This window comes from Mailhella sp. (assembly GCF_057866825.1).
The window spans coordinates 16,421-34,144 of the sequence record NZ_DBMAHT010000012.1 but is presented as its reverse complement, the minus strand read 5'-3'; the positions used below and the strand labels follow the sequence as shown (position 1 = coordinate 34,144).

Genomic DNA, 17,724 nt, shown 5'->3' with positions numbered 1-17,724 from the left:
CGGCCGAACGTCATCGGCGCGGGCGAACCCGGCGAAAAGAACTTCACCTGCCGCCTGGCGGGCAAGTCGTGCCTCGCGGGCGACGTCATCGGCGAATATTCCTTCGACGAGCCGCTCAAGAGCGGCGACAGGCTGGTGTTTCTTGACATGGCCATCTACAGCATGGTGAAGACCACCACCTTCAACGGTCTGCGCCTGCCCTCCATCGCCATCTGGGACTCGGAAACCGATCAGCGCCGCGTCACCCGCACCTTCGGCTACGAGGACTTCCGCAGCCGCCTGTAACCGAACGCCGAAAGGACGCCCTCGATCTTCCGGGCGTCGCCGCGCTCCGACAAACCATAAACGAACCCCGACGGGATGCCCGCCGGGGTTTTTCTTTGCCCGCAACGCGCCGCAGGCATCCTGCGCAGGAACCGGACAAGGCTCCTTCCCCGGCGCAGAACATTTCCCGCCGCGGCACAAAACCATGCCGGAAAATGCCGTTCTCACGGCACATCCGCGTCTTTCCCTGTGCAAAAGCAGGCATCGGCAGCATCAAAAAACTTTCATGATGCAACACTTAAACCAAGCATAAAAGTATTATCATACTATTATAATACACATGTAAAAATGTGTTTTTTGCTCTAATAAAACTCATACATAAGCGCATAATAACGTGTAAAAAACTGAACATTCTAATCATTATCATATTGTTTTCGTCATAAAAAAGAAACTATACCTTTTTCATGCCTTTCATCAAAGGCCACAATCCTGACTTCTTTCTTCGGCATCAGTCATGGAACGTTATCCATGCGGAAGGCGGTCAGGCAAAACAGTGGGAAGGTATGATATGAAAAAGCTTCTTACCCTCATGCTGGCGGCGGGAATGACGCTCGCTGCGGCGAACGGCGCGCAGGCCGTGGACGTCAAGGTCAGCGGAACCTACGACTTTTCCTTCAGCGGCTCCGACAATCTCAACGGCGACAACTCCTTCATGAGTGATTCCGACTATCGCCACAACACCGGCAGAGAGCTGAATCAGCATCACTTCGACGTGTATCAGCGTCTGCGTCTCGGCATGGACTTCGTCATGTCCGAGCAGCTTTCCGCGTTCTATCAGGCGCAGATAGGCATCTTCAACTGGGGCGGCTCCTACAAGGGCGCGAGCAAGATGGAAAACGACGGCGGCGCTCTCGGCACCCGCGCCACCAACATCACCACCCGCCTCGCCTACCTCGACTGGATGATTCCTCAGACCGACATTCATGTCCGCATGGGCCAGCAGGAAGTGCTGCTTCCCAACTACGTGGCCGGCAGCCCCATTCTCGACGATCCCGCCACCGGCGTGTTCATTTCCGCTCCCGTGACCGACACCTTCTCGGCCAACGCCTTCTGGATGCGCGCCGTGTCCGATCCGCTGAAGAACTCCTACGGCGAATACGAATACGACAACGCCGACGTCGATCTCTTCGGCCTCATCGGCGACTTCAAGTACGATTACTTCCGCGTGACCCCCTGGGGCATGATCGGTCACGGCGGCAGCAACTTCGGCGACGTGTCCAACGCCGGCCCCACGCCTTCCGGCCTGCTGCCCTTCAACGGCATGAACCGCCTCAGCTGGAACAACGGCACGCTCACCGCCACGCCCGACGGTTCCGATTCCACGCTCTGGTTCGCCGGCCTCGGCGGCGAATTCACCTTCTTTGATCCGCTGCGCCTCGCCCTCGACTTCTATTACAGCGGCAACAAGAACGACAGCGCCTCCACGGAACGCGAAGGCTGGTACCTCGCCGCCCTCGCCGAATACCGTCTGCCCTGGTTCGTGCCCGCGGTGAAGGCCTGGTACGCTTCCGGCGACGACAGCAAGGTGACCAACGGCTCCGAACAGCCCCTGTACCTCTCCGGCGGCTTCGAGCCCGGCGCGAGTTCCTACTTCAAGGGCCGCTTCAACATCGCCAACACCATAGACAACGGCAGCGCCGGCGGCACCTGGGGCGTGAGCGCACAGCTCAACAACATCAGCTTCATCGAAGACCTTTCGCACGATCTGCGCGTCACCTACTTCCGCGGCACCAACAGCAGCAACATGCCCAACATCATCAACAACGTGTACGGCGGCTCCGTCACTCCCGCCAACTACCTCACCACCAAGGACCACGTTGTGGAACTCGATTTCGACACCTCCTACCAGATCTACAAGAACTTCGTCTCCGTTCTGGAACTCAGCTACGCCTTCCAGGACTTTGACGGCGGCGTGTGGAAGAACGCCGCAGGCGAAGACGGCGACTTCTCCAACGCCTGGCGCGCCGCGCTGAACTTCCGCTACCGCTTCTAGCCCGTTTTTTGGTCCTGCCGTCCCCGCCTTTCTGTTCTCAGTCATTCCGGGAGAAAGCCGGATCCCTCAGGCGACCGGACTCGAAAAAAGGCCGACTCTTCGGAGTCGGCCTTCTTTTTTAATGTCCCTGTCCGGTGCGCCGATGCAGGCGGCCCAAAACGCGAAAGGTCGCCCCGCTTCGCGCGACGCCATGAGCGCAGGCAGCGCGCAGGACGAAACAACGCCGGGCGTTTTCCCCGTCCGCAAAGGAGCGCGCATCCGTCCTCAAAGCGGCGCTGTACTTCCCTGAAAAAACAGGGCACTATGCCGCAAGGAGGATTCCGTCATGGAAAACGCCGGTTGCGCATGGAGCCGAAACGACGCTCTTCTGCGCCGCTATCACGACACCGAATGGGGCGTTCCCGTGCGCGACGACAGACTGCTTTTCGAGCATCTGACGCTGGAAGTCATGCAGTGCGGCCTGAACTGGCTGCTCATGCTGAAAAAGCGGGAAATTTTCCGGCAGGCGCTGGCGGACTTTGATCCTTCGCGCCTCGCCGCCTTCACGGAAAACGACGTAAACGCCGCCCTTGCCGTTCCCGGCATGATACGCTCGCGGCGCAAGGTGGAAGCCGTGGCCGCCAACGCGCGCGCATTTCTCGACGTGCAGAAGGAATTCGGCTCCTTCCACGCCTGGCTGTGGAACTTTACCCACGGACGCATGCTGGTGTACGAAAGTCACGCCGCGTCCGTTCCGGCCAGCAACGAACTTTCCGACCGCATCAGCGCGGCGCTGAAAAAACGCGGCTTCCGCTATGTGGGAAGCATCACCGTCTATTCTCTGCTTCAGGCCTGCGGCGTCGTCAACGATCACGAACCGGACTGTCCGCGCTTTTCCGAAGTCATGCGCGGCGTCGAAGTGGCGCATCCGGAACGCCGGGCCCCTCTTTCGGAGGAATCATGAAACTGCTCTCCCTGATCGTTTCCCTGGCCGTGACGCTGGGTGCGCACGCCGCCTGCGCCGCGCAAAACTCCGTATCGACCTACACCGAAGAAGCGCCTTCCGTCAGCATCCGCGCCACCTGGCAGCGCTTCGGCCTGCTCCGGCCGGACAACGCCTCCGACGACACGGTGCGCAACGCCGTGGCCGCCTTCCGCAGCATGGCCGCCGAAGAGTGCGAACAGATGCGTTCGCTCCGGGCCGATGAGCCCGACATGCCCGAACACACGTACGAAATGGATCTTGAAGGCGTGATTTCCGGCAACGACAAGGTGACGGGCATACTCTGGAAGGACTATCAGTACCTCGGCGGAGCCCACGGAAGCCTGACGCTGAGCAGCCGCAACTACACGCGCTCGGACGGCAGGGAGGTGCGTCTTCAGGATCTTTTCCGCAGACCTGACAAGGCGCTGACGCTGCTTAGCGAGCTGTCACGAAAGAAACTTGCGCAGCGCGATCTGCCGCAGGACATGGTGGAAGCGGGCACCGCGCCCGATCAGGAAAACTTTCAGGTCTTTCTGCTGGAAAAGGACGGCATTACCCTGTATTTCAACCCCTATCAGGTGGGGCCGTGGTCGGAAGGCGTGGTGACCGTCACGCTGTCTCTCCGGGAGCTTGCCGCCGCCGAGCCGCACACGGCCTACTGGAAATAAACGCTCCGGCCGAGCCTTCCCTCGGCGCGACGTCCGCAAACACTCCGGGCCGCGCAAAAAAACGCGCTGTCGTCCTTCGCAGGGCAGAGGGCGCGCCGCAAAAACGTCAGGCCTTCGACGCGCCGTTGCCGGTTCGTCCGGCCTCTGCCCCTCTTTTCGAGGGGGCAGACACTCAAGGCCCAAACGACTCCGCGCCGTGCGGCACGCCATGGTCAAGGCACGCCGCGCATTGCACGGCTTTCTCGTCTTTTTATTCCCCGCAAAGCGCCTGCGCAGCTCGCGGAGCTCTCGCCCGAGGGAGGGCCCTGCGAGCCGAATGCGGGCTACCCGCGCGACTGCGCGAGTCCGCGCTTCATGGTCTCAATGCGACGCCACGACGCCTTCACCCGCTCCGGGCTGATGCGCCCTTCCCGCACCAGCGAGGCGAGCGCCTGAAACACCTTGTCGTGCAGCAAGGGGTCATAGGACAAATTGTTGCCGAAGAGCAGAATGTCGTTGCCGGCAAGCACGGCAAGGCGCACCCGCTCTTTCAGCGAGCTCCCGGACACGGCTCCCATCTGCAGATCGTCGCTCACGACCACGCCCTGCCAGCCGAGCCTGCGGCGCAGCAGCTGATCCACCACGGCGGGCGACAGCGAAGAGGGAAGATTCACGTCGAGGCCGCGATGATACACGTGCGCCACCAGCACCATGCCGGGCCAGCCCCGGCGGAAGGCCTCCGCATAGGGCGCAAGCTCTTCCCGGCTCCACGTCTGCGTGACGTCCGGCAGTTCATGATGAGAATCCTTGCCCGCGCTGCCGAGTCCGGGAAAATGCTTGAGCGCGGGCAGCACGCCCGCACGGTACAGGCCGTCGGCAAAGGCCAGAGCCCGCGGCGTCACCTGCGCAGAGTCGGAGCCGAACAAACGTCCGGCATCGCCGAGTCCCGGGCTTTTCGCCGAGCGACGCAGATCGACCACGGGAGCAAGATCCACGTTGATGCCGAGCTCTGCCATCTCACGCCCGGCCCTGAAGCCGAGCGAACGCACGTTTTCCGGCGACATGCGGCCCATCTCCTCGGCCGAAGGCAGCGGCTGAAAACCGCGCTCCGACTTCAGACGCCGCACCTTTCCGCCTTCCTGATCCACGGCCACGAGCAGCGTGCGGCGCGACGCCTTCCGCAGCGAAGACACGAGCTTCTTCACCTGCGACGGCGACTCAATGTTGTATAATCCGCTCTTTTTCGGCGACCTGTCGAACAGAATGACGCCGCCGATTCGTCCCGCAGCCACGGCGTCGATGACGGGCTGCGGCGCTTCCAGACCGCGGAAGCCCACCATGATCATGGATCCGATCATCTCTTCCAGGGAAGGTTCGTTCTGCGCCGCCGCGCACGGATGCGGAAAAAGCCAGACAAGCGCCAGAACGGCCACCAGAAATCTATGCACGGGAACCTTCGTCCTCCTCTTTGTCCTCCCGTTTCGCCACGGAAGGAAGTTCCCCCTTCGCGTAGCGTTCGGCAAAGGCGCGGAGGGCCTCAAAAAGCAGCAGCTTGAAATGACGGTTCACATCTTCCTTGCGGTAGTCGAACACCGTGGTCAGGGCGCGGGCCATGTCGCGCTGCACGCAGAGCATGAGCAGATACGGTGCCATGACCGTGATGATGCAGCTTTGCAGCGCGGGATCCTCGCGCGGAATGCCCGTCATTTCCGAAAGAAGCGAACCGATGCTCCGCTCCTTGGAAAGCGTGCTCGTCAAAAACGCCACTCCCCCCAGGGGCGAGGGCGCAATGAGCTCGTGCGCCCAGATTCTGGCGTACCAGCTCTGCCCGTCGTAGGCCGCGCCGATGTAGGCGTCAAGCACCCGCTCCAGCTTCTCCTCCACGGGAAGTTCCGCAGACGTGATGAGCTCCATCTGCCTCTCGTTCACGATGTGCTCATGAACCTCGTCGAGCACGGCGCGGTACAGATCGTCGCGACTGCCGAAATGATAGTTCACGGCAGCAATGTTGACGCCCGCCTCCCGGCAGATCATCTTGCTGGTGGTGTCGGCGTAGCCGTGTTCGGCAAACAGCCGCACGGCGGTGCCGAGTATCTGACGGCGCGTGGCTTCGCCGTCTTCGCGCGAGTGCTTCTTGCGGGAAAAAAACAGCATACGGGGGATCCTCTCGTCACGGAACGCTGCGCGCAGCATACGGCAAGAAAGGGCGGGCCGCAACGGCCTGCCAGGGAACGCAGCAGGGGAAAAGCATAAAAAAAGGCTGGGGCATCGTGGACGGCCATGCCCCAGAACCTTCATGGACGCCGAGGGGTGGCAGACGTCACGCGTATCTCTTTCATGACGTCTCGCCGTCCTTCCCCAGAAGGCGACCTGCGCGACAGAGGAATGGAGAGGTTGTATTCCTGCGCGCACCACGAGCGAAATTCGTCCCGTCGAAACGGGCCAGTGCTGTTTTCAGCAATATCAAATCTAAATTTGAATTTGAACAACTCCCCCGCTTCTGTCAAGTCAAAAATCGCGAGGCCGCTCAGCGCGCGGCAAAACGCCCTTCTCCTCTCCGGGGCATGTCCACGCAACCATCGATGATCCTTTGACTATTTTTTCTCACCTTGACAAAAGAAGAAAAGATGTCAGAAAAAATCCGCACTGTTCTTTTCCTCGAGGCTCTTCCATGTCCCTTCTTCCTTCCGCAAGCAGCAAAGCCACGCTGATCGGCCTGACCGCCCCCGTCTGCTGGGGCATGTCCGTCGGGCTGGTACGAAGCATCACGGAAGAATTCGGTCTGGCGGCCGGTCTTTCCGTGCTCTACCTCTCCACCTGCATCTTTCTGTTCTTTCTTCTCGGCCTGCCAAAGCTGAAGAACTACTCAAAAAAATATCTCTTTCTGGGCATTCCTACGGCCAACGTCTGCTCACTGTGCTTCTGCCTGTCGCTCTATCTTTCCGACGGCGGAGAGCAGACCGTGGAAGTGGGCATGGTCAATTATCTCTGGCCCTGCCTCGTGGTGCTTTTCGCCGTGCTCTTCAACGGTCAGAAGGCCCGCTGGTGGATCGCTCCCGGCGTTGTGGTGAGCTTTCTCGGCGTGATGCTCGTGCTCGGCGGCGACAAGGGCATTCAGCCCGGCCAGATATGGCTTCACGTGCAGAACAATCCGTGGAGCTATCTGCTGGCCTTCTGCGGAGCCGTGGCCTGGGCCGCCTATTCCAATCTCACGCGGGCGTGGTCCAACGGGCAGAATCCCACGCTCATCGTGTTCGCCATCGACTCATGCGTGTTCACCGCCATCTGGCTTGCGGGCTTCGGCGATCTGTCGCACGCCTCGATCATGGGCTGGGTGAGCGTGGCGGTGGGCGCCGTGGCCATGGGCGGCTCCTACGCCGCCTGGAGCTACGGAGTCACCAAGGGCAACATCACCGTGCTCGCCATCGCCTCCTATTTCACGCCGGTGCTCTCCTGCCTGTTCGCCACCCTGTGGATAGGCGCAAAGCTCGACGGCGCGTTCTGGCAGGGCGTGGCCGTCATCGTGCTCGGCTCCCTGCTGTGCTGGAGTTCCACGGTCATGCGCAAGTAGCTCCGCATTTCCCGCAAAATCAGGGCAAAAAAAAGACCGGAAGTTTCCCCGCAGGGTGCTTCCGGTCTTTCTTTTTTACATGTCGGTTCCGGCCAGTTTTGCCTCGTGGGCGGCGCGGAGCTGTCCGCAGGCCGCCTCGATGTCCTGCCCTTTGCTCTTGCGCACGATGGCCGTGATGTCCTTGGCCCAGAGCGCCTTTTCAAAGCGCAGAAGCTCTTCCGGCGAAGGCGCGCGATAGGGCGTGCCCGGCGTGGGATTGTAGGGAATGAGGTTCAGCTTGGCCTTGAGTCTCGCGCAGATGCGGGCGAGCTGCTTCACGTGTTCCGGCTGATCGTTCACCCCGGCGATGACCAGATATTCCAGGGTGATGCGTTCCCGCGTCTTGAGCGGATACTGTTCCAGCGCGCTGATGAGCTCCTCAAGGGGCCAGTGCGCGGCGCGGGGCATGAGCTTTTCGCGCAGCTCCTGATTGGGCGCGTGCAGCGACACGGCGAGAAACGCGAGTCCGCTGTCGCCGAACTCCCGCATGCCGGATTCGATGCCGCAGGTGGACACCGTGATGCGCCGGGGCGAAAAGGCAAGGCCCTTGGGATGTTCCAGCGTGCGCAGCGAATCCATGACCGTGGCCAGATTGAGCAGCGGCTCGCCCATGCCCATGTACACAAGGTTGCGGATGATGGGCCGCTCGGGCTGCGTGTCGTGAACGTAGGCGCGCGCTACCTGCACCTGACCGAGAATTTCGCCCATGGTCATGTTGCGCCGGAAGCCGAGCTTGCCCGTGCTGCAGAAGGAACAGGCCATGGCGCAGCCCACCTGCGTGGACACGCACTGCGTCATGCGCACGGAAAGATCGTTGGGGCGCTTGGGCGCGTCGCTGGGAATGAGCACCGTTTCCACGAGTTCGCCGTCGGCAAGCTCAAGAAGAAACTTGGTGGTGCCGTCGGAGCTTACGCGCACGTCGGCCACGGAGGGCCAGCGTATGTCGGCAATTTCCGCAAGACGGGCCCTGTCGTTCTGGGAAATGTCGGTCATGGCCTCGAAGCCGGACACGTTCTTCACCCATATCCACTGCCATATCTGCACGGCGCGGAACTTCTTGAAGCCGAGCCGCTCCACCACAAAACGTTCAAGGGCGGGATACGGAAGATCGCAGAGATTCACTTTGCTTGCATCGGACATGAACAATCCTCGGCCGCAGCGCGGTCAGTTTCCTTGAGGGTGTTATTCCGGCCGGGCCGGACAACGGAGCGCGTCGCGAAACGCGCCTGTGCGGCACACGACCGCCTTCAGCAATCGGCGCAAACAACGCCCAGATGCCGTTCCAGAATGTCGTTCAGCGCATCCCAGTCGCGGCAGGTCACGATTTCCTGCCGCAGCGCCCGCGCGCCGTCCAGATTCTTGACGTAGCGCGGCACGAAGGTGCGCATTTTCAAAAGCGCATGCTGCGGCGCGTAGCGACGGGCCAGCGCCGCGTGACGGCGTATCACGCGGGCCAGGGAGGCGCGGTCCGCGGGCAGATCGTCGAGCACGTCGCAGGCGTGCTGCGCGTCGAGCTTCCGGGAGCTTTCGCAGACGATGCCGGAAGAAGGAGGCAGTTCCCCTTCCATGGCTCCGGCGCGTATCATGGCGGCGTGTTCGGCGAACACGGCCGGATTCTTGAGCGCGCCTCTTGCGTACATGACCGACGACGCGCCGGTTTCCCGCAGCACGCGTATGCCGTCCGCCGCGGTGAAAAGATCGCCGCTGGCAATCACGGGAACAGGCAGCGCCTCGGCCAGCTCGGCCACGGCCTCATGCCGGGGAGAGCCGGAAAATCCCTGCGTCGCGTGGCGGGGATGCAGCGTGATCCAGCCTGCGCCGAGATCGGCAAGACGACGGGCCAGATCCAGATAGACTTCATGTTCGGCATCCCAGCCGAGGCGGATCTTGAATCCGACGCGGCCCGCTCCGGCGGCCCGCACCACGGCCTCGGCCACGCAAAGAGCATTCGGCACGTCGCGCAGCATGGCCGCGCCCGCGCCGGTCTTGGTCACCTTGGGCACGGAACAGCCCATGTTCACGTCGAACCACGAAAATCCCCGCTCGCGCAGAATGCGCACGGCCTGCTCCATGAACGAGGCTTCCGCGCCGAAAATCTGCACCACCAGCGGATGATCGCACGCCGTGCTGCCGTCTTCCAGCGCATCGCCCCCTTCGGGCGTGGTGGCAAGCAGCTCTTCGGTATTGCGCCCTCCATAGACCAGCCCCTTGGCGCTCACCATTTCCGTGCAGCACACGGCGGCGCCCATTTCCCGGCAGAGCAGCCGGAAGGGCAGATCGGACCAGCCGGCCAGCGGAGCCAGCCACGGGGCGTCGGGGCGAATGGGAAGTTCTGACATGCGGTATCCTTAAAACAAGCGGCGTTTTCCGGCGTTATGCATAGCAGGCGAAGGCCCTCATGGCAAGGCGGGCCCGGCAACGCTTTGCGCATGGCGGGAGGCGCGCGCCAACACGGCCGCGTCCACGCGCCTCGCTCCCGCTTCCAGAAGCCGTTCCGCGGCCCGTTCCATCGTGGCTCCCGTGGTGCAGATGTCGTCCACAAGCAGCACGTGCAGCCCCTTCACCTCGTCCGAGGCTTCAAAAGGCTGCTTCATGAGACTGCGCTGTTCCCTGTTCAGCAGCGACTGCGGCGTGAGGGAAATCGTTTTCACGAGCAGATCGACGCGCACCGGCACGCCGAGAGCCGCAGACGCGCGCCTGACCATTTCCCGGCACTGATTGAAGCCCCGGCTGCGCAGTCTGGCCCGATCCAGCGGCATGGGCACAATGACGTCCGGCCTGCTCGTCACCACATAGTGATTTGCGCATACCGCCGCAAACACCCGGCCGAGCGCGTCGAGCACGGCCAGCGAGCCGCCGAACTTCGCCCGCAGCACCAGATCGCGCAAAAGATCGTCGTACACGCCGAAGAAAAGAAATTCCCGCCACGGCGGCAACGCCCGCAGACAGTGATCGCAGGGCATGCAGGGCGCGTCTTCCAGAAGAGAGGGCTCGCCGCAGTACGGGCAGAATCCCGTGGTGCGCGGGCGCAGTCTTTTCCGGCAGTCGGGGCAGAAAAGCTGCGCCAGAACCTCTTCCACCTCAGGCACGGGCGCCGGAGCCGAAGGAGGTTCAAAGGGCTCGCGGCAGGCCGCGCAGCGCCGCTCCAAAAGCCCCAGAGCTCGCAGCGCCCGTTCGGCCGCATGAAAAAAGTTCGCGCCCCTTACGGCAGCACAAAACGGGAAAGACTTGCGGCAAATTCGACCACGCGCGCCGAAGCCTCCGCATGGCCCGCCAGATCCTCCGGCCCGTCGAGACCGTAGAGACGAAGCGGCTCCACCCATTCCAGCCCGAGCGCGAGGGCCATGTAGCGCAGCGTGCGCTCCGCGCCCTCGAAGAGCTTGTCGCCGCGAGGCCGCGCCCCGATGAGCACGGCCGTGACCGGGCGTCCGCCGCCGGGCTTGTCCGTACACTTCCAGAAGCGCTGCGCGCGGTCGATCCACGCCTTGGCCTGCGCCGGAAGATGATAAAAATACACGGGCGAAACCAGCACGCTCAAAGGCGCGCGGCACACGGCGTCAAAAAGCGCCTTTGCGCCGTCACCCGGCGCGTCGAGCGCGCAGCAGCCGGGATGCGCGTCGCAGAATCCGCAGGAAACGCAGGGCCGAACGCCCGCGTCCGCAATGCGAAACTCCCTGCACGGCGCGCCGAGAGCCTGCCGCACCAGAAGCGCGGCGGCGTCGCTGTTGCCGCCCCGGCGAGGACTGCACGAAGCCAGAAACACCGGCTCGATCATACCTTTTCCCCTTCCGTTTTCCTGCTCTTTGCCGAGGCCCGCCGCACGTTGCAAAAACGGCGACTTCTCGCCCAAAGGCGGGCCTTCCTCTGAATGCGCCGCTACCGGCCGGAATCGCAACGCCATTCCGCCAGAGCGGAACGCGGCGCGTCAACATGCGCCTTGAGCCCGGCGCAGCGCATCGCGCCGCCCCCTGCTCCGGCCGAAACGCGGGGCTTTCGGAGCAGCACCGGACGCCGCGGGCGAAGCCTCAGAGCGTGCAGTAGCAGTTGTGCGCGGCTTCGTAGCCCACACTGGTTTCCGGGCCGTGACCGGGATAGACCATCACGTTGCCGGGCAGCTTGTAGATGATCTCACGCAGGGACTTCACCAGGTCGTCGCCGTTGCCGCCGGGCAGATCGGTGCGGCCCACGGAACGGAAGAACAGAAGATCGCCCGTGAGCACGAGGCCGAGATCGGGGAAATAGTAGCAGAGACTGCCCGCAGAATGACCGGGCGTGTGCATGACGCGGCACGAAAGACTGCCCCACGTCACCTCGCCGGGAGCGAGCACCTCGGCCTCGAAGGGCTTCAGATTCATGCCGAAGCACATGCCCTTGCACAGCAGCAGGGAACGCTCGGCCCAGTCTTCCGCGCCGACCAGCGGCAGCATGCCCGTGGCGCGGGTCATGTCCGCGCAGCCGATGCAGTGGTCGCAGTGCAGATGCGTGAGCGCCACGGCGCGCAGCGTGAGGCCGTTGTCGGAAATGCTCTTCAGCACAAGATCGGTCTCAATGGAAGGATCGAACACCACGGCGTCCTTGCCGTTGTGCACGATGTAGCAGTTCGCTTCCAGAGGTCCGAAGGGAAGGGTTATCACGGGCATGGGAAACTCCTGAAATGTTTTGCCGTTTCAAGCCTCCTTCTCTTGTATGCCCTTTGCCCCTCTTTCGCAAACGAAAAGACCCCGGATTTCCCGGGGCCCTTCCGCAACAGAGAACGTCGTCACACGGCTCCGCCGGACTCCCGCCATGCGCGGCACAGGCTCAGAAAGTACGCATGAAAGCGAAGGTCGCTCGTGAGCTCAGGATGAAACGACGTGGCGAGTACATTCTCCTGCCGCACCGCCGCAGGGCTCATGCCGAGCGGCCCTTCCACCCGGGCGAGCACCTCCACCTGCGGCCCGCAGGACACGATGACAGGCGCGCGTATGAACACCGCCTCCTCATCGTCGGCCACGCCGCGCACGTTCAGCACGGTTTCAAAGCTGTCGGTCTGACGACCGAAGGCGTTGCGCCGCACCCGGGCGTCCAGCAGGCCGAGCCGAGGCTGATCCAGAAGCACGCCGTCCGGCCCTTCCACCTCGCGGCTCAGCAGAATGAGCCCCGCGCAGCTTCCGTACACGGGCAAGCCCCGAAGTCCGCAGGTCCGCAGGGGTTCCAGCAATCCTTCATCCACAAGCAGCCTGCCCATGGTCGTGCTCTCGCCGCCGGGCAGCACCAGTCCGTCGAACTGCTCAAGCCCCGCGAGCGGCGACGAAGAGAGCGGCCGACGCACCTGCGTCACCCTCGCCCCACAGCGCTCCAGCGCCGCGCAGTGTTCCCGAAACGCGCCCTGGAGCGCCAGCACGCCGATGTGAAGTTCGCCTACCATCCCCGCTCCTGCATGCGCTGTTCCGGGGCGATGGTCGAAATTTCAAGGCCGGGCATGGCCTCGCCGAGCCCTTCCGACACTTCCGCAAGCACGGCCGGATCATTGTAGTTGGTGGTGGCGGTCACAATGGCCTTGGCAAAGCGCGCCGGATTCGACGACTTGAAAATGCCCGAGCCCACGAAAATTCCGTCACAGCCGAGCTGCATCATGAGCGCGGCGTCGGCAGGCGTGGATATGCCGCCCGCCGCAAAGTTCACCACGGGCAGAGCGCCCTTCTCGCGCACTATTTGAAGCAGTTCCAGCGGCGCGCCGATTTCCTTGGCAAAGCCCGGCACTTCCTCTTCCGGCAGCGAAAGCAGACGTCTCAGCTCGCTCGTGACCATGCGCATGTGCCGCACGGCTTCCACCACGTTGCCGGTGCCGGGCTCGCCCTTGGTGCGTATCATGGCCGCGCCCTCGGCAATGCGCCGCAGCGCTTCGCCCAGATTGCGCGCGCCGCACACGAAGGGCGTCTTGAATTCGCGCTTGTTCAGATGAAAATTCTCGTCCGCCGGCGTGAGCACTTCGCTCTCGTCGATGTAGTCCACGCCGAGCTGCTCCAGAATGCGCGCTTCGGCGATGTGTCCGATGCGGACCTTGGCCATGACGGGAATGCTCACCGCGGCCATGATGCTCTTCACCACGGCCGGATCGGCCATGCGCGCCACGCCGCCCGCCCTGCGGATGTCGGCCGGCACCTTTTCCAGCGCCATGACGGCGCAGGCTCCCGCCTCCTGGGCGATCACCGCCTGTTCCGGCGTGGTGACGTCCATGATCACGCCGCCCTTCAGCATTTCCGCAAGACCGCTCTTGAGTCGGAACGTATTCTTTTCCATGATGATTCTCCTTGAATAAACGCCAGCACGGAAAAAGCTGCGCCTTTCCGCCTTCCGGCAGATCCGGTACTACGCTTCCGACTTGCCGTTTTCCAGAAAATGCGGCAATACGGTGACAATTAATATTGTCACACATACAAAAAACATTGCGATATTTCAGCGCCGTCACGCCGTCCGGCGCCACCGGGAGAACAGGATGCTGGAAGAAAAAATGCGCAGACTGCGCACGCTCTACGACGAAGCCGACGCGCCCTGCCGCTATCAGCGCGTGGCTGCGGCGCTGGAAGAAGCCATACGCGAGGGGCTGTTCAAGCCCGGCGACGCGCTGCCCACGCAGCGGGCCCTTGCCGCAGAGCTTAAAGTCACCACGGGAACCGCCACCCACGGCTATGCCGAAGCGGCACGCCGGGGACTCGTGGCCGGCGTGACGGGGCGGGGAACGTTTGTGAGCTCCACAAGCTCGGATGTGGACGTCATGCCGCCTCCCGCGCCGCTGCCGCCGTCCACGCAGTGGCCGGACGCCGAGGCCGCCGCGCCGCCCGACGGAGATTCCAGCGCAGAGCCGCGCTGGAATCTCGGCTTCATTGCGCCGTTCGAGTCGCTGAATCCTTCGCTGCACAAAGCGCTCGGCAACCTTCTGCGCCGCCTGAGCGACAGAGAGCTTGCGGAGCTTCAGAGCTACCATCGCCCGGCGGGCATGGATCGACACCGCGAGGCAGGCGCGCTCTGGGCGCGGCGCTACGGCGTGCCAGCCTCGGGCCGCGATCTTTTGGTGTGCGCAGGCTCCCAGCACGCGCTCATGACCATACTCGCCACCCTGTGTACGCCCGGCGACAGGATAGCCGTGGAAAACCTGAGCTATCCGCTGCTGCGCGAACTCTCCTGGCGTCTGCGTCTGCCGCTTGCGCCCGTGCGCACCGACGCGTGCGGCATGCTGCCGGACGCGCTGGAGAGCGCCTGCCGTTCCGGGGGCGTGAAGGCCGTGTATCTCATGCCGTCCTGCCGCAATCCCACGCTCACGCGCATGCCCGAATCCCGCCGCAGGGACATTGTGGAAGTCTGCCGCAGGCACGACGTGTTCATCATTGAGGACGACGTGTACGCCCTGGCCCTGAATCCGCCGACGCCCGCGCTCCCTTTTGCCGCGCTGGCCCCGGAAAGAACCTGCTTCATTGCGGCCACCAGCGAGATTCTGGGCGGCGGGCTGCGCGTGGCCTATCTGTGCCCGCCGCAGCACACCCTCGACGAACTCGAACGCACACTCTCCTACACCATCTCCATGGTGCCTCCGCTCATGGCCGAGCTCGCCGCCCAGTGGATCACCGACGGCACGGCCGACAGAACCCTTGCCGCCAAACGCGAAGAAGCCGCCGCGCGCAACGCCGCGGCCCGCGAGATTCTGGACGGGTATCCGCTCGTGTCCCGCGCCACAGGCTTTTTCTGCTGGCTTGAGCTTCCCGATTCCTGGACGGGCAGAGCCTTTGCCAAGGCCGCGCTCGAAAAAGGCGTGCTCGTGGCCGAAGGCGAGCATTTTCTCATGGGCCACGCACCCCGGGAAAACGGCGTGCGCCTGGCGCTCGGCGGCGTTCTGCGGCGCAAGGATCTGGCCCGGGCCCTCGGCATCGTCGCCGAAATTCTCGAATCCTGACCAAGGGCTGCGCCCGTACCTTCCGGGGAAAAATCGGGCGGCCGAATGCTGTCGAAGATAGGGCGCTCCGCGCCGGATCGCGAGAAAGCCGAACGGCGGCAAAACGCCTCGAATTCCGAAGCGCCAGTCCATCATCCGCGCAACACCGCAGCCCCTCCCAGCAGGCAGGCGGCTCAGCGACCCCAGGCTATGAGTGCGCTCACAGGCTTCCCTCTCCCAGCAGGAGAGCGGCAGGGAAAACACATTGACGTCACGCCGCGAGCCGTTATGATAACTCGTCCTTATCATCAGGAGAGAGATATGATAACCGCAATACTCCTTTACTGCGTCCTCGGCGCCATTGCCGGCCTGCTGGCCGGTCTGCTCGGCATCGGCGGCGGGGCCGTGGTCGTGCCCATGCTCGTCTTTTCCTTTCAGTGGCTGAACATTTCGCCGGAAGTCGCCATGCACATGGCCATCGGCACCTCGTTCGGCGCCATCATGTTCACGTCCGTGTCCAGCGCCATGGCGCATCACCGGCACGGCGGCGTGGACTGGCACGTGTTCCGCTGCGTGGCCCTCGGCATTCTGGTGGGCACCTACTGCGGATCCTTTGTGGCGGCCCGCATTCCGGCGCGCTATCTGCAGATGTTCTTCGTGGTGTTCCTCTACTACGTGGCCACCAACATGCTGCTCAACAAAAAGCCCAGCGCCAGCCGCACCCTGCCCGGATTCGCCGGCATGACGGGCGCGGGCGCAATCATCGGCGCGGTCTCCAGCCTCGTGGGCATCGGCGGCGGCACGCTTTCCGTGCCCTTCCTCGTGTGGCACAACATGGACATGCGCCGCGCCGTGGGCACCTCGGCGGCCATGGGCTTTCCCATCGCCTTCGCCGGCTGCCTCGGCTTCGTGACCAACGGCTGGAACAATCCCGAACTTCCTCCCTACGCCTTCGGTTATCTTTATCTCCCGGCGCTGGTGGGCATTGTGGCCATCAGCATGCTCACGGCCCCCATCGGCGCGAGCATTGCGCACAAGCTGCCCGTGCCCAAGCTCAAGAAGTTCTTTGCCTTCTTCCTGTACGTGATAGCCACCAAGATGCTCATCGACGTTCTGTAATCTTCCGACAAGATGAAAAAAAAGGTCGTGCGCTCAAACGCACGACCTTTTTTTTCGTCCTGTTTTCTCATGAAAGGCGGCCGATTCGCAGAAAACGCGGCCCCGCAGAAAGCGACGCTCCCTGAGGCCGATGCCGACGCCATCAGCCTCAGCGCAGCGCCATGAGCAGCGGAACAATGATCGGCACAAACAGCGTGAGGCACATGCCGGAAAACACCGCGAGCACGGCGCAGCGTTCGCCGCTCACCTGCGCAATGACCGGCAGACAGGTATCCATGGCCGCCGCGCCGCCCGCCAGCACCGGCCCGAGACGACCGGTCAGCCGCACAAGAAGCGGCGGCAGCAGCAGGGCCAGCGCCTCGTGTATCATGTTGGACAAAAGCGCCACGGAGCCGAGCGCCGGATCGCCCAGACGCGTGATGATGACCGTTGCCAGGCTGTAGTAGCCGAAGCCTGCGCCCACGGCCAGCGCTTCGGGCAGAGACAGCGCGGAAAAACGGGTCAGCACAAGCCAGGCCAGAGCGCTGCCGCACAAGGTGCCGACCACCACGCCCAGCGGAATGAGCAGGATGCGGTAGCGAAGCTCGCGGATGATGCCGAGCGCCTTCAGATCAAAGCCCACGGTCATGCCCGCGAGCACAAGAAGCAGGTACAGCACCCACACCGCGGCCTCGCCTGCGGCCGGGCCCTGCGGCAGAACGCGCAGCCAGCCGACAAGCGCTCCGGCGAGAAAAAAGCCCAGCGCCACGAAGGAACCTGCGCTCCCGCCCCTTTCCGACGCCGCGCCTCCCGATTCGCCGGGGGCGTATTCCGCAAACACGTGCCTGCCGAGAAAACGCGCCGCCGCAAAGCAGCCCGTCACGGAAAAGGAACTGATGAGCACTGCATACAGGCCGAGACTCCGAAGCTGCCCGAGCAGCGCGTCGTCGAGACCTATGGAAAGACCGAGCAGAAACAGCATGACGCGCACGGTCCAGCCGAGGGCCGCGTTCACCACGCGCACCACGGCGGCGTGACGGCGCAGCGCCCACCCTGCGGGAATGCCCCCCGCAATAAGACCCATTTCCAGAAGCATTCCTTCTCCCCGGAACCTTGATTGTCAACTTGAAGCGGCCATGCCGCAAGATGCCCGGGCGCAACAAAGCACGCGCCCGCAGC

The 17,724-nt window shown here is 63.4% G+C and carries 16 protein-coding genes and 1 pseudogene; 7 read left to right on the top strand and 10 right to left on the bottom strand.

What is annotated here, in order from left to right; genetic code table 11:
- The 4 genes and pseudogenes from ACZM96_RS02790 to ACZM96_RS02775 all read left to right on the top strand — a co-directional run.
- A pseudogene (locus ACZM96_RS02790) lies at window positions 1–285 on the top strand (carboxynorspermidine decarboxylase); the annotation flags it as partial.
- Window positions 286–832: 547 nt separating this feature from the next.
- Window positions 833–2,317 (top strand): outer membrane homotrimeric porin, encoded by a 1,485-nt coding sequence (locus tag ACZM96_RS02785; protein ID WP_489487195.1) that lies wholly within the window; start codon window positions 833–835, stop codon window positions 2,315–2,317.
- Window positions 2,318–2,642: 325 nt separating this feature from the next.
- Window positions 2,643–3,260 (top strand): DNA-3-methyladenine glycosylase I, encoded by a 618-nt coding sequence (locus ACZM96_RS02780; protein ID WP_489487193.1) that lies wholly within the window; start codon window positions 2,643–2,645, stop codon window positions 3,258–3,260.
- Window positions 3,257–3,949, top strand: coding sequence for a DUF3298 and DUF4163 domain-containing protein (locus ACZM96_RS02775; RefSeq protein ID WP_489487191.1), 693 nt, complete (start codon window positions 3,257–3,259; stop codon window positions 3,947–3,949). The genes ACZM96_RS02780 and ACZM96_RS02775 overlap by 4 nt, the downstream gene beginning before the upstream one ends.
- Window positions 3,950–4,272: 323 nt before the next feature.
- Here ACZM96_RS02775 and ACZM96_RS02770 read toward each other — a convergent pair whose 3' ends face one another.
- Together ACZM96_RS02770 and ACZM96_RS02765 are read right to left on the bottom strand one after the other, a co-directional pair.
- Window positions 4,273–5,376, bottom strand: coding sequence for a glycoside hydrolase family 3 N-terminal domain-containing protein (locus ACZM96_RS02770; RefSeq protein WP_489487190.1), 1,104 nt, complete (start codon window positions 5,374–5,376; stop codon window positions 4,273–4,275).
- A complete protein-coding gene (locus tag ACZM96_RS02765; protein WP_489487188.1) occupies window positions 5,369–6,082 on the bottom strand; it encodes a TetR/AcrR family transcriptional regulator in 714 nt (237 codons plus the stop codon). Before ACZM96_RS02765 ends, ACZM96_RS02770 begins: the two co-directional genes overlap by 8 nt.
- 517 nt (window positions 6,083–6,599) lie before the next feature.
- Here ACZM96_RS02765 and yddG point away from each other — a divergent pair.
- Window positions 6,600–7,499, top strand: a complete 900-nt coding sequence (gene yddG / locus ACZM96_RS02760; RefSeq protein WP_489487187.1) for an aromatic amino acid DMT transporter YddG — start codon at window positions 6,600–6,602, stop codon at window positions 7,497–7,499.
- A gap of 75 nt (window positions 7,500–7,574) precedes the next feature.
- Here the strand turns inward: yddG and rlmN are convergent, their stop codons facing one another.
- From rlmN to pdxS, 7 genes are all read right to left on the bottom strand, one after another.
- Window positions 7,575–8,678 carry a dual-specificity RNA methyltransferase RlmN gene (gene rlmN, locus ACZM96_RS02755; protein WP_294488078.1) on the bottom strand — a complete coding sequence of 368 codons (1,104 nt, stop codon included), beginning with the start codon at window positions 8,676–8,678 and terminating at the stop codon, window positions 7,575–7,577.
- A gap of 107 nt (window positions 8,679–8,785) precedes the next feature.
- Complete coding sequence (locus ACZM96_RS02750) at window positions 8,786–9,877, bottom strand: tRNA dihydrouridine synthase (RefSeq protein WP_489487186.1); 1,092 nt, start codon at window positions 9,875–9,877, stop codon at window positions 8,786–8,788.
- Between the two features lie 57 nt (window positions 9,878–9,934).
- Window positions 9,935–10,627 (bottom strand): ComF family protein, encoded by a 693-nt coding sequence (locus tag ACZM96_RS02745; protein WP_489487185.1) that lies wholly within the window; start codon window positions 10,625–10,627, stop codon window positions 9,935–9,937.
- A 113-nt stretch (window positions 10,628–10,740) separates the two neighbouring features.
- Window positions 10,741–11,313, bottom strand: a complete 573-nt coding sequence (locus tag ACZM96_RS02740) for a flavodoxin family protein (protein WP_489487184.1) — start codon at window positions 11,311–11,313, stop codon at window positions 10,741–10,743.
- A 250-nt stretch (window positions 11,314–11,563) separates the two neighbouring features.
- Window positions 11,564–12,178 carry an MBL fold metallo-hydrolase gene (locus tag ACZM96_RS02735; RefSeq protein ID WP_489487183.1) on the bottom strand — a complete coding sequence of 205 codons (615 nt, stop codon included), beginning with the start codon at window positions 12,176–12,178 and terminating at the stop codon, window positions 11,564–11,566.
- A gap of 119 nt (window positions 12,179–12,297) precedes the next feature.
- Window positions 12,298–12,945, bottom strand: a complete 648-nt coding sequence (gene pdxT / locus ACZM96_RS02730; RefSeq protein ID WP_489487182.1) for a pyridoxal 5'-phosphate synthase glutaminase subunit PdxT — start codon at window positions 12,943–12,945, stop codon at window positions 12,298–12,300.
- A complete protein-coding gene (gene pdxS / locus ACZM96_RS02725) occupies window positions 12,939–13,820 on the bottom strand; it encodes a pyridoxal 5'-phosphate synthase lyase subunit PdxS (protein WP_489487180.1) in 882 nt (293 codons plus the stop codon). The genes pdxT and pdxS overlap by 7 nt, the downstream gene beginning before the upstream one ends.
- Window positions 13,821–14,016: 196 nt before the next feature.
- Between pdxS and ACZM96_RS02720 the strand changes: the two genes are divergently transcribed.
- Together ACZM96_RS02720 and ACZM96_RS02715 are read left to right on the top strand one after the other, a co-directional pair.
- The gene (locus tag ACZM96_RS02720) at window positions 14,017–15,468 is read left to right on the top strand and encodes an aminotransferase-like domain-containing protein (protein WP_489487179.1); all 1,452 of its coding nucleotides are present in this window, start codon (window positions 14,017–14,019) and stop codon (window positions 15,466–15,468) included.
- Between the two features lie 300 nt (window positions 15,469–15,768).
- A complete protein-coding gene (locus tag ACZM96_RS02715; protein ID WP_489487177.1) occupies window positions 15,769–16,566 on the top strand; it encodes a sulfite exporter TauE/SafE family protein in 798 nt (265 codons plus the stop codon).
- A gap of 148 nt (window positions 16,567–16,714) precedes the next feature.
- Here ACZM96_RS02715 and ACZM96_RS02710 read toward each other — a convergent pair whose 3' ends face one another.
- Complete coding sequence (locus tag ACZM96_RS02710; protein ID WP_489487176.1) at window positions 16,715–17,641, bottom strand: LysO family transporter; 927 nt, start codon at window positions 17,639–17,641, stop codon at window positions 16,715–16,717.
- Window positions 17,642–17,724: the final 83 nt, after the last annotated feature.

Coding starts and splice junctions, on each gene's coding strand:
- ACZM96_RS02785 (WP_489487195.1), top strand. CDS start 833: ATGAAAAAGCTTCTTACCCTCATGCTGGCGGCGGGAATGACGCTCGCT.
- ACZM96_RS02780 (WP_489487193.1), top strand. CDS start 2,643: ATGGAAAACGCCGGTTGCGCATGGAGCCGAAACGACGCTCTTCTGCGC.
- ACZM96_RS02775 (WP_489487191.1), top strand. CDS start 3,257: ATGAAACTGCTCTCCCTGATCGTTTCCCTGGCCGTGACGCTGGGTGCG.
- ACZM96_RS02765 (WP_489487188.1), bottom strand. CDS start 6,082: ATGCTGTTTTTTTCCCGCAAGAAGCACTCGCGCGAAGACGGCGAAGCC.
- yddG (WP_489487187.1), top strand. CDS start 6,600: ATGTCCCTTCTTCCTTCCGCAAGCAGCAAAGCCACGCTGATCGGCCTG.
- rlmN (WP_294488078.1), bottom strand. CDS start 8,678: ATGTCCGATGCAAGCAAAGTGAATCTCTGCGATCTTCCGTATCCCGCC.
- ACZM96_RS02750 (WP_489487186.1), bottom strand. CDS start 9,877: ATGTCAGAACTTCCCATTCGCCCCGACGCCCCGTGGCTGGCTCCGCTG.
- ACZM96_RS02740 (WP_489487184.1), bottom strand. CDS start 11,313: ATGATCGAGCCGGTGTTTCTGGCTTCGTGCAGTCCTCGCCGGGGCGGC.
- ACZM96_RS02735 (WP_489487183.1), bottom strand. CDS start 12,178: ATGCCCGTGATAACCCTTCCCTTCGGACCTCTGGAAGCGAACTGCTAC.
- pdxT (WP_489487182.1), bottom strand. CDS start 12,945: ATGGTAGGCGAACTTCACATCGGCGTGCTGGCGCTCCAGGGCGCGTTT.
- pdxS (WP_489487180.1), bottom strand. CDS start 13,820: ATGGAAAAGAATACGTTCCGACTCAAGAGCGGTCTTGCGGAAATGCTG.
- ACZM96_RS02720 (WP_489487179.1), top strand. CDS start 14,017: ATGCTGGAAGAAAAAATGCGCAGACTGCGCACGCTCTACGACGAAGCC.
- ACZM96_RS02715 (WP_489487177.1), top strand. CDS start 15,769: ATGATAACCGCAATACTCCTTTACTGCGTCCTCGGCGCCATTGCCGGC.
- ACZM96_RS02710 (WP_489487176.1), bottom strand. CDS start 17,641: ATGCTTCTGGAAATGGGTCTTATTGCGGGGGGCATTCCCGCAGGGTGG.